This is a genomic window from Bradyrhizobium sp. (genome assembly GCF_035935975.1).
Lineage (GTDB): Bacteria > Pseudomonadota > Alphaproteobacteria > Rhizobiales > Xanthobacteraceae > Bradyrhizobium.
On record NZ_DASYWN010000009.1, the window covers coordinates 102,859 to 113,073 of the forward strand.

The 10,215-nt window shown below is 63.5% G+C and carries 10 protein-coding genes; 5 read left to right on the forward strand and 5 right to left on the reverse strand.

Features of this window, described 5'->3' with window-relative positions:
• Positions 1-47: 47 nt before the first annotated feature.
• The 4 genes from VGR99_RS03680 to sdhC are packed head-to-tail and all read right to left on the reverse strand — an operon-like array spanning position 48 to position 3,493.
• The gene (locus VGR99_RS03680) at positions 48-830 is read right to left on the reverse strand and encodes a succinate dehydrogenase iron-sulfur subunit (RefSeq protein WP_212303218.1); all 783 of its coding nucleotides are present in this window, start codon (positions 828-830) and stop codon (positions 48-50) included.
• Positions 831-854: 24 nt separating this feature from the next.
• On the reverse strand, positions 855-2,690 hold the full coding sequence (gene sdhA, locus VGR99_RS03685; RefSeq protein WP_326896941.1) for a succinate dehydrogenase flavoprotein subunit: 1,836 nt from the start codon (positions 2,688-2,690) through the stop codon (positions 855-857).
• Between the two features lie 3 nt (positions 2,691-2,693).
• Complete coding sequence (sdhD, locus tag VGR99_RS03690) at positions 2,694-3,098, reverse strand: succinate dehydrogenase, hydrophobic membrane anchor protein (protein ID WP_326896942.1); 405 nt, start codon at positions 3,096-3,098, stop codon at positions 2,694-2,696.
• Positions 3,095-3,493, reverse strand: coding sequence for a succinate dehydrogenase, cytochrome b556 subunit (gene sdhC, locus VGR99_RS03695; protein WP_326896943.1), 399 nt, complete (start codon positions 3,491-3,493; stop codon positions 3,095-3,097). The genes sdhD and sdhC overlap by 4 nt, the downstream gene beginning before the upstream one ends.
• Before the next feature lie 523 nt (positions 3,494-4,016).
• Here sdhC and VGR99_RS03700 point away from each other — a divergent pair.
• Positions 4,017-4,877 (forward strand): sulfite exporter TauE/SafE family protein, encoded by an 861-nt coding sequence (locus VGR99_RS03700; RefSeq protein ID WP_326896944.1) that lies wholly within the window; start codon positions 4,017-4,019, stop codon positions 4,875-4,877.
• Positions 4,878-5,028: 151 nt separating this feature from the next.
• Here the strand turns inward: VGR99_RS03700 and VGR99_RS03705 are convergent, their stop codons facing one another.
• Positions 5,029-6,558 (reverse strand): malonyl-CoA synthase, encoded by a 1,530-nt coding sequence (locus VGR99_RS03705; protein ID WP_326896945.1) that lies wholly within the window; start codon positions 6,556-6,558, stop codon positions 5,029-5,031.
• A gap of 94 nt (positions 6,559-6,652) precedes the next feature.
• Between VGR99_RS03705 and VGR99_RS03710 the strand changes: the two genes are divergently transcribed.
• The 4 genes from VGR99_RS03710 (at position 6,653) to VGR99_RS03725 (ending at position 9,981) form a co-directional block, all read left to right on the forward strand.
• On the forward strand, positions 6,653-7,414 hold the full coding sequence (locus VGR99_RS03710) for an SDR family oxidoreductase (RefSeq protein ID WP_326896946.1): 762 nt from the start codon (positions 6,653-6,655) through the stop codon (positions 7,412-7,414).
• A 406-nt stretch (positions 7,415-7,820) separates the two neighbouring features.
• Positions 7,821-8,375: a fasciclin domain-containing protein gene (locus tag VGR99_RS03715; protein WP_326896947.1), complete on the forward strand. Its 555-nt coding sequence runs from the start codon at positions 7,821-7,823 to the stop codon at positions 8,373-8,375.
• Positions 8,376-8,556: 181 nt separating this feature from the next.
• Positions 8,557-9,186: a cytochrome b/b6 domain-containing protein gene (locus VGR99_RS03720; protein ID WP_326896948.1), complete on the forward strand. Its 630-nt coding sequence runs from the start codon at positions 8,557-8,559 to the stop codon at positions 9,184-9,186.
• 12 nt (positions 9,187-9,198) lie between these two features.
• Positions 9,199-9,981: a molybdopterin-binding protein gene (locus tag VGR99_RS03725; protein WP_326896949.1), complete on the forward strand. Its 783-nt coding sequence runs from the start codon at positions 9,199-9,201 to the stop codon at positions 9,979-9,981.
• Positions 9,982-10,215: the final 234 nt, after the last annotated feature.

Here is a 10,215-nt window from a genome sequence, read left to right on the forward strand (position 1 = left end):
CGTAGAATGCCCCGGCCGTTTCGGCCGGGGCGTAGCATGAACGCGGCCTAGATCTGACGCTCGACCATCTTGAGCTTGAGCTCGGCGATGGCTTCGGCCGGGTTGAGGCCCTTCGGGCAGGCCTTGGCGCAGTTCATGATGGTATGGCAGCGATAGAGACGGAACGGATCCTCGAGATTGTCGAGCCGCTCGCCGGTCGCTTCATCCCGCGAATCGGAGACCCAGCGGTTGGCCTGGAGCAGCGCGGCGGGACCGAGATAGCGGTCGCTGTTCCACCAATAGCTCGGGCAGGAGGTCGAGCAGCAGGCGCAGAGGATGCACTCGTAGAGGCCGTCGAGCTTCTCGCGGTCCTCGTGGCTCTGGCGCCATTCCTTCTGCGGCGTCGGCGAGGTCGTCTTCAGCCACGGCTCGACGGAAGCGTACTGCGCGTAGAAATTGGTCAGGTCGGGAACCAGATCCTTCACCACCGGCTGATGCGGCAGCGGATTGATCTTCACCGCGCCGTCCTTCACGTCGTGCATCGAGCGGGTGCAGGCCAGTGTGTTCTGGCCGTCGATGTTCATCGCGCAGGAGCCGCAGACGCCTTCACGGCAGGAGCGGCGGAAGGTCAGCGACGGGTCGATGTGGTTCTTGATCCAGATCAGGCCGTCCAGCACCATCGGACCGCAATCATTGGTGTCGACGTAATAGGTGTCGACGCTCGGATTCTTGCCGTCATCCGGATTCCAGCGATAGACGCGGAATTCGCGCGTCTCGGTCGCGCCCGCGGGCTTCGGCCAGGTCTTGCCGCCGGTGATCTTGGAGTTCTTCGGAAGTGCGAATTCAACCATTTCGATAAAGCTTTCGCTGTTCGCTCAGTACACGCGCGCTTTGGGCGGGATGTACTGCACGTCGTTGGTCATGGTGTAGTCGTGAACCGGGCGATACTCGATCTTGACCTTGCCGGAGTCATCCAGCCAGGCCAGCGTGTGCTTCATCCAGTTCTTGTCGTCGCGGTCGGAGAAGTCCTCGCGGGCATGCGCGCCGCGGCTCTCGGTGCGGTTGGCGGCCGAGTTCATCGTCACCACCGCCTGCGAAATCAGATTGTCGAACTCGAGCGTCTCGACGAGGTCCGAATTCCACACCAGCGAACGGTCCGACACGGCGATGTCGGTGATGCCGCTGTGGACCTTCTGGATCAGGTTCTGGCCTTCGCTCAGCACTTCGCCGGTGCGGAACACCGCGCAATTGTTCTGCATCACGTGCTGCATGCCTTCGCGCAGCTTCGCGGTCGGCGTGCCGCCCGAAGCGTAGCGGTAATGGTCGAGGCGGCCGAGCGCGAGGTCCGACGAGTTCGCCGGCAGCTCGGGCTGCTTGGCGTTCGGCGTCAGCTTCTCGGCGAGACGGAGCGCCGCGGCGCGGCCGAACACGACGAGGTCGATCAGCGAGTTCGAGCCGAGGCGGTTGGCGCCGTGCACGGAGACGCAGGCGGCTTCGCCGATCGCCATCAGGCCCGGGATGACCGCGTTGTCGTCGCCGTCCTTCTTGGTCAGCACTTCGCCGTGATAGTTCGTCGGGATGCCGCCCATGTTGTAGTGCACGGTCGGCACGATCGGGATCGGCTCGCGCGTCACGTCGACATTGGCGAAGATCTTTGCGGATTCGGAGATGCCCGGCAGGCGCTCGGCGAGCACAGCGGGATCGAGATGGTCGAGATGAAGGAAGATGTGGTCCTTCTTCTTGCCGACGCCACGACCTTCGCGGATCTCGATGGTCATCGCGCGCGAGACGACGTCGCGCGAGGCGAGGTCCTTCGCCGAGGGCGCGTAGCGCTCCATGAAGCGCTCGCCTTCGGAGTTGACGAGATAGCCGCCTTCGCCGCGCGCGCCTTCGGTGACGAGACAGCCCGAACCGTAGATGCCGGTCGGGTGGAACTGCACGAACTCCATGTCCTGCATCGGCAGGCCGGCGCGCAACACCATGCCGCCGCCGTCACCGGTGCAGGTGTGCGCCGAGGTGCAGGAGGCGTAGGCGCGGCCGTAGCCGCCGGTGGCGAGGATCACGGTCTGGGCGCGGAAACGATGCAGCGTGCCGTCGTCGAGCTTGAGCGCGATGACGCCGCGGCAGGTGCCCTGGTCGTCCATGATCAGGTCGATGGCGAAGAACTCGATGAAGAACTCGGCCGCGTGGCGCAGCGACTGGCCGTACATCGTGTGCAGCATGGCGTGGCCGGTGCGGTCGGCGGCGGCGCAGGTGCGCTGCGCCTGGCCCTTGCCGTAGTCCATGGTCATGCCGCCGAACGGGCGCTGGTAGATCTTGCCGTCCTCGGTGCGCGAGAACGGCACGCCCCAATGCTCGAGCTCGTAGACTGCGTCGGGCGCGTTGCGCACCATGTATTCGATCGCGTCCTGGTCGCCGAGCCAGTCCGACCCCTTCACGGTGTCGTACATGTGCCAGCGCCAGTCGTCCTTGTGCATGTTGCCGAGCGAGGCCGAGATGCCGCCCTGCGCCGCGACCGTGTGCGAGCGGGTCGGGAACACCTTGGTGATGCAGGCCGTTTTCAGGCCGGCCTCGCTGCAACCGACCACCGCGCGCAGGCCCGCGCCGCCGGCGCCGACCACGACGACGTCATAGGTATGGTCTTCGATCGGATAGGCTTTGCCGTTGGTGGCGGGAGCGCCGTTGCCCTTGCCATTCGTCTCTGTGGCCATGGGTTACACTCCGGATGAGAGCTTGATGATCGCGTAGGTCGAGGCGAGCGCGACGGCGACCGAGAAGAAGTTGTTGAGCATGACCGAGATGAGCTTCAGCTTCTCGTTGTGGACGTAGTCCTCGATGACGACCTGCATGCCGATCTTCATGTGCCAGGTGCTGGCGAAGATGAAGAGCAGCAGGATCACTGCGATCGGCAGCGAGCCGAGAGTCTGCGCAGCGCCGGCATGGTTGCTGCGGAGCAGCATCATGACGATCACGAGCGCCGGGATCATCAGCAGCGTCATGGCGACGGCGGTGATGCGCTGGCGCCAGAAGTCCGAGGTGCCCGAATGCGCCGAGCCGAGATTGCGGACGCGGCCGAGCGGGGTGCGCATGCTGCGCTTCGGCGTATCGCTTGTGCTCATCGTCCACCTCCGATCGCGTAGGCGATGATCCAGATCAGCACCGTCAGCACGATGCCGCCGATCAATGCGCCCCAGGTCAGCGCTTCGCGCTCATCGGCCTTGAAGCCGTAGCCGAGGTCCCAGACGAAGTGCCGGATGCCACTCAACATATGGTGCATCAGCGCCCAGGTGTAGCCGAACACGATCAGCCGGCCGATGATGCTGCCGGTGAAGGCCTGCACATTGGCGTAGGCGGCGGGGCCCGAAGCCGCCGCAACCAGCCACCAGGCCAGCAGCAGGGTTCCGGCGTAGAGTGCGATACCGGTGGCGCGGTGGACGATGGACAGCGCCATCGTCAACGTCCAGCGGTAGACTTGCATGTGTGGTGAAAGCGGTCGTTCGATCCGTGCGGTCATGGGCTTTTGATGTTTTGTTGCGGCCCAGCATGGGGCGCGCGGGGATCGCGAAAGGTCGGCTCTATTTACGGAGTCGATTTGGCCTGCGCAATCACCAAATCGCCATAAATCGAACCGGCGTTCAGCTCTAGGCCCTTGATGAAACAAGGCCAATCAGGGTCTTGGTATACCAGAGCAGTGGCGCACCGACCAAGAAGAGAATATTAATTCACCTTTTATGGCGGGAGGCGAGGCGCATTGAAATCACTATTGGAACGGCTCTAAGCCGTCCGCGGCGGACCACAGTTCGAACCAGTCAGTTCATGACGCTTGAAGCCGCGAGAACGCTGAATGAGCCGCCGGTCAATTTCCGCCTCGCGTACTCATTTTTCGTCCGGCGGTTGGATATGCGCAAGCCGCATCCCACCCAAGACGGCCGGCGCGCCGTGTCGACCCCGCAAATCAGATCGCCTACAGCTTGGACCGCAGCCGAATCCGGGCGTGAGTCTCGGAGGCTGCGGCCAGTCGCCGGGGCAGGTCAGGGGTGATCGCAGGTCTTGATATCAAGGAGATCATCGAGCTCGCGCTGTTGCTGATCGCAACCGGCGCGCTCTCGGGTTTCCTGGCCGGTGTGTTCGGCATCGGCGGCGGCGCGATTCTCGTGCCGGTGTTCTACGAATGCTTCCGCATCGCCGGCGTGCCGCTGGAAGTGCGCATGCCGCTCTGCATCGGCACCTCGCTCGCGGTGATCATCCCGACCTCGATCCGCTCGTTCCAGGCGCATTACAAGCGCGGCGCCGTCGACATGATGATCCTGCGGGTGTGGTGGCTGCCGATCGTGATCGGCGTCGTCTCCGGCAGCGTGATTGCGCGCTATGCACCGGAGAAGCTGTTCAAGATCGTGTTCGTCTGTGTCGCCTATTCCGCGGCGGCACGCCTCATCTTCGCGCGCGAGGGCTGGAAGTTCGGTGACGATCTGCCGAAGGGCCCCTTGATGCGCGTCTACGGCTTCTGCGTCGGCATCCTCTCGACGCTGATGGGCATCGGCGGCGGCCTGTTCTCGAATTTGCTGATGACCTTCTACGGCCGCCCGATCCACCAGGCGGTCGCGACCTCGTCGGCGCTCGCCGTGCTGATCTCGATCCCCGGCGCGCTCGGCTACGTCTATGCCGGATGGCCGGCGGCGGCGATCTATCCGAGCGTTTCGGCCCTGCAGGTGCCGTTCGCACTCGGCTATGTCTCGCTGATCGGCGCCGTGCTGGTGATGCCGATGAGCCTCGTGACGGCGCCGCTCGGCGTGAAGGCGGCGCATGCGATGTCGAAGCGGACGCTGGAGGTCGCGTTCGGGTGCTACCTGTTCATCGTCGGCAGCCGGTTTGTGATGAGTCTGGTGGGCGGGCAGTAGTCGCCACGATCTCCGTCATTGCGAGCGACTTGTCCGCCATCGCTCGAAGAGCGACGGCGGAAGCGAAGCAATCCAGAATCTCTCCGAGGCGGCAGTCTGGATTGCTTCGTCGCAAGAGCTCCTCGCAATGACGGCGAGAGAGCCGAGCCCCTCACTTCTTCGCGTAAATATCCTTGTACGTGTCGCGCAAGATGTTCTTCTGCACCTTGCCCATGGTGTTGCGCGGCAGCTCGTCGACGATGAAGACGCGCTTGGGCATCTTGAATTTTGCCAGCCGGCCGTCGAGCGCCTTCAGCACCGCAGATTCAGTGACCTCGGCGCCTTTGTTGCAGACGAGAACCGCGGTCACGCCCTCGCCGAAATCGGCGTGCGGCACGCCGATCACGGCGGATTCGATCACACCAGGCATGGCGTCGATCTCGCTCTCGATTTCCTTCGGATAGACGTTGAAGCCGCCGGAGATGACGAGATCCTTGCCGCGGCCGAGGATGTGGACATAGCCCTTGTCGTCGATCTTGCCGAGGTCGCCGGTGATGAAGAAGCCGTCGGGCCGGAATTCCGACTTGGTCTTCTCCGGCATGCGCCAGTAGCCCTTGAACACGTTCGGGCCCTTGACCTCGATCATGCCGATTTCCTCACGCGGCAGCTCCTTGCCGGTCTCGGGCTCGGTGACGCGCACGGAGACGCCGGGAAGGGGGAAGCCGACCGCGCCGGGCACGCGCTCGCCGTCATAGGGGTTCGACGTGTTCATGTTGGTCTCGGTCATGCCGTAGCGTTCGAGCACCGCATGTCCCGTGCGCGCCGACCATTCGCGATGGGTTTCGGCGAGCAGCGGCGCCGAGCCCGAGATGAACAGCCGCATGTGCTTCGTCGTGTCGCGCGACAGCGCGGGATTTTGCAGCAGCCGCGTATAGAACGTCGGCACGCCCATCAGCACCGTGGCGCGCGCCATCAGCTTGATGATGAGATCAGGATCGAGCTTCGGCAGGAAGATCATCGACGCCCGCGAGAACAGCGTCACGTTGGTCGCCACGAACAGGCCGTGCGTATGGTAGATCGGCAGCGCGTGAATCAGCACGTCCTTGTCGGTGAAGCGCCAGTAGCCGACCAGCGAGAGCGAGTTCGAGGCGAGATTGTCGTGGCTGAGCATCGCGCCCTTGGAGCGGCCGGTGGTGCCGGACGTGTAGAGGATCGCGGCGAGATCGTCGTTGGCGCGCGAGACGGTCGCGAACTCGCTGCTGGCCTTGTCGGCCGCCTCGGTCAGCGAGCCCTTGCCGTCAGGCCGGAGCGTCTCGACCTTGGCTTTCACCTTGGCGGCGATCGGGGCAAGGCCTTCCGCCTTGGAGGGATCGCAGACCACCAGCGACGGCTCGGCATCGCCGATGAAGTAATCGAGCTCGTTCAGCGTATAGGCGGTGTTGAGCGGCAGATAGACCGCGCCGGCCCTGACAGTGCCGAGATACAGCACGATATTGGCGACCGATTTCTCGACCTGCACCGCGACGCGGTCGCCGGGCTTCACGCCGCGCGCGACCAGCACATTCGCCATCTGCCCGGCCCGGGCGATCAGATCGCCATAGCTGATATGGGCGCCGTCCTGCGTCTCGATCGCGAGGCGCTTGGGGTCGTCGAGGCCGTCGAACAGGCGGGAAAACAGATTGGCGTTGGCTGCTTGGTTCATGCAAGATTTCCTCGACCGCAAGGCAACAAGGCCGGTCAAAACCGAGGGCTGGATTAGCAAAAACCGCCCCAAAGAAGCAACGGAGACAGTTTGCATGTCCAAAAACGGGAAACGCGTGGCCTGGGTGACGGGCGGTGGCAGCGGGATCGGGGAGGCCGGTGCCGAGGCGCTGGCGGCCGACGGCTGGATCGTGGTGGTCTCGGGCCGCCGCAAGGATGCCCTGGATACCGTGGTTGCGAAGATCACCAAGGCGGGCGGTGTGGCCGAGGCTATCGCGTTGGACGTGGCCAACGCGGACCAGGCCCAAAAGGCGGCCGATCAAATCGTCGCGAAGCACGGCCGGATCGACCTGCTCGTGAACAATGCCGGCATCAATGTCCCCAAGCGGAGCTGGAAGGACATGGAACTGGAGGGCTGGGACAAGCTGGTCCAGGTCAATCTCAACGGCGTGCTCTATTGCATGCGCGCGGTGCTGCCGACGATGCGCAAGCAGCAGGACGGCTCGATCATCAACGTCTCGTCCTGGGCCGGCCGCCACGTCTCGAAGATGCCGGGCCCGGCCTACACCACGACCAAGCATGCGGTGCTGGCGCTGACCCATTCCTTCAACATGGACGAATGCGTCAACGGCCTGCGCGCCTGCTGCCTGATGCCGGGCGAGGTCGCGACGCCGATCCTGAAGTTGCGTCCGGTGGTGCCGAGCGAAGAGGAGCAGGCGAAGATGCTGCAGTCCGAAGATCTCGGCCGTACCATCGCGTTCATCGCCAGCATGCCGCCGCGCGTCTGCATCAACGAGCTCCTGATCAGCCCGACCCATAATCGCGGATTCATCCAGACGCCGACGAACAGGGATTGAGAGTTCGTAGCCCGGATGGAGCGAAGCGCAATCCGGGACAAGTCGATCCGTATGCGAAGACCCCGGATTACGCTTCGCTCTATCCGGGCTACACCCCGTCATTGCGAGCGAAGCGAAGCAATCCAGGAATATATCCGCGGAGACAGTCTGGATTGCTTCGTCGCCAGCGCAAAATTGCTTCGCAATTTTGTCGCGGGCTCCTCGCAATGACGGCTGAGCCACCACACGGCCTCACCGTCCCATAGTTTCACCCATCACAAAGAATTTTTCCTCGAAACCCCTACGCAAACCCTCCCGTAGTTCGGCCAACGACGCGCTGCTGCCTCACGTCAAACTGTCGCGGACGCCGTTGTTGCCCAACTCAACGCCGGCCATTGCCGGCCACAATTCAATCGGGAGATTCTCCATGTCGAAGCGTATTGCCTATCTCGCCGCCGCCGCCTTCAGCGCCCTGGCCGTCACCGCGACCGTCGTCGCGCCTGTCCGCGCCGAGGAGAAGACCGTCATGGTCGGTGGCGCCGCGATGTTCCCCTCGAAGAACATCGTCCAGAACGCGGTCAATTCGAAGGACCACACCACGCTGGTGGCGGCAGTGAAGGCGGCCGGCCTCGTGCCGACGCTGGAAAGCAAGGGCCCGTTCACGGTGTTCGCGCCGACCAACTCCGCCTTCGGCAAGCTGCCGGCCGGCACCGTCGACAATCTGGTCAAGCCCGAGAACAAGGCGACCCTGACCAAGATCCTCACCTACCATGTCGTGCCCGGTAAGCTCGAGGCGTCCGACCTCACCGACGGCAGGAAGCTGAAGACCGCCGAGGGCGAGGAACTGACCGTGAAGAAGCAGGACGGCAAGGTCTGGATCGTCGATGCCAAGGGCGGCACCTCGATGGTGACGATCTCCAACGTCAACCAGTCCAACGGCGTCATCCATGTGGTCGATACCGTGCTGATGCCGGCGACGTAACACCGCGTCCTCCTGTTTCATCCCCGACAGGGTGTGACGAAACGGCGAGCCGGGGACACCCGGCTCGCTTTATTGTGACCGCCATAGCCCGGAGGCATCGATTCGATGTCTGGCCGGGCGTAACGAAAGCGGAAGCAAAGGCGTATAATTGCTGTCACACGACGTTCAGGACGGAACCACGATGTCGAGCCTCACAGTCACCGACCAGCAGGTCAGCGCCGCCCCGGCCAAAGTGATCCAGCCGGCCTGGGTCCGCGTCATGCACTGGATCAACGCCCTAGCGATGATCCTGATGATCCTGTCGGGCTGGCAGATCTACAACGCCTCGCCGCTGTTCGGCTTCAGCTTCCCGCGCGAGTACACGCTCGGCGGCTGGCTCGGCGGCGGCCTGCTCTGGCATTTCGCCGCGATGTGGCTGCTGATGATCAACGGCCTCGCCTATCTCATCACCGGCTTTGCCACCGGCCGTTTCCGCAAAAAACTGCTGCCGATCACCGCGTCGGGCGTGCTCCACGACGTCAGGTCTGCCCTGACCTTCAAGCTCGGCCATGACGATCTCACCGTCTACAATTACGTGCAGCGCGTGCTCTATGCCGGCATCATCGTGGTCGGCGTGCTGATCGTGCTGTCGGGCCTGTCGATGTGGAAGCCGGTGCAGCTCTATTATCTCGTGATGCTGTTCGGCGATTATCCGACCGCGCGCTACGTGCACTTCTTCTGCATGGCCGCGATCTGCGCCTTCCTCGTCATTCACGTTCTGCTCGCGCTGCTGGTGCCGAAGAGCCTGCGCGCGATGATCATCGGTCGCTGAGCGGAGGGAGCCATGGCCAAGCGTTCATTCCTGATCCCCGGCGTCGACAAGCGGCTGCTGATCAAGGACGCCATCAAGACGATGCCGGATTTTACCCGCCGCCGCTTCATCGCCGGCGGTGCCAGCCTGGGTGCGCTGACGCTGCTCACCGGCTGCGACGTCGTGGACTCGTCCTCGGCCGATACGCTGCTGGCGCAGGTCTCGAAGTTCAACGACGCGGTGCAGGCCTGGATGTTCAATCCCGACGCGCTGGCGCCGACATTCCCCGAGAGCGCGATTACGAAGCCGTTCCCGTTCAATGCCTATTACGATCTCGATGACGCGCCCGACATCGACGGCGCCGACTGGAAGCTCGAGGTCCGCGGCCTCGTCGACAACAAGAAGTCGTGGACGCTCCCCGAGCTCTACAAGCTGCCGCAAGTCAGCCAGATCACCCGCCACATCTGCGTCGAAGGCTGGAGCGCGATCGGCAGCTGGACCGGCACGCCCTTGCGCGATTTCCTCAAACTGATCGGCGCCGATACGCGTGCGAAATATGTCTGGTTCCAGTGCGCCGACAAGGATGGCTACAACTCGCCTTTGGACATGCGCAGCGCGCTGCATCCGCAGACCCAGATGACGTTCAAATATGCGAACGAGATCCTGCCGCGCGCCTATGGTTTCCCGATGAAGATCCGCGTGCCGACGAAGCTCGGCTTCAAGAACCCGAAATACGTAGTGTCGATGGAAGTCACCAACGACTACAAGGGCGGCTATTGGGAAGACCAGGGGTACAATTCGTTCAGCGGGAGCTAGCTCTGCTGCCGTAGGGTGGATTAGCCCTGCGACGGCGCGAAGCGCAGTTCGCATAGCGTAATCCACCTCTTCTCTCACCGCGGAGATTAAAGCGGTGGGTTACGCCTTCGGCTAACCCACCCTTGTAATAGCGCAATCAGATATTGTCGGTGCATTCCGAGAGGAATGGCCTGCCGCAGCTGCGACCGCGGCAGGCCGCTGGCGATCGGATCGCGCCCACCCTGAGCAGTTTGT